1 protein-coding gene is annotated in these 280 nt (G+C 65.4%); it reads left to right on the top strand.

The features are described 5' to 3' along the window. Positions 1 to 280, top strand: a 280-nt coding sequence (locus tag AC0L20_RS40900; RefSeq protein WP_473295809.1) for a PrpF domain-containing protein, incomplete at both ends; no start/stop codon positions are given.

Here is a 280-nt window from a genome sequence, read left to right as displayed (position 1 = left end):
CGGCAACCTCTCCGCGGCGGTCGGTTCGTTCGCCATCAGCGCCGGCCTGGTCGACCCTGGCCGCGTGCCCCTCAACGGCGTGGCCGTGGTGCGCATATGGCAAGCCAATATCGGCAAGACCATCATCGCCCATGTGCCCATCACTGATGGGGCGGTGCAGGAAACCGGTGATTTTGAACTGGACGGCGTGACCTTTCCCGCCGCCGAAGTGCAGCTTGAGTTCATCGACCCGGCGGCGGAAGAAGAGGGCGGCGGGGGTTCGATGTTTCCCACCGGCAAC

This window comes from Bradyrhizobium sp. Kon58, assembly GCF_055807455.1.
This window is presented reverse-complemented; position numbering and strand designations above follow the sequence as displayed.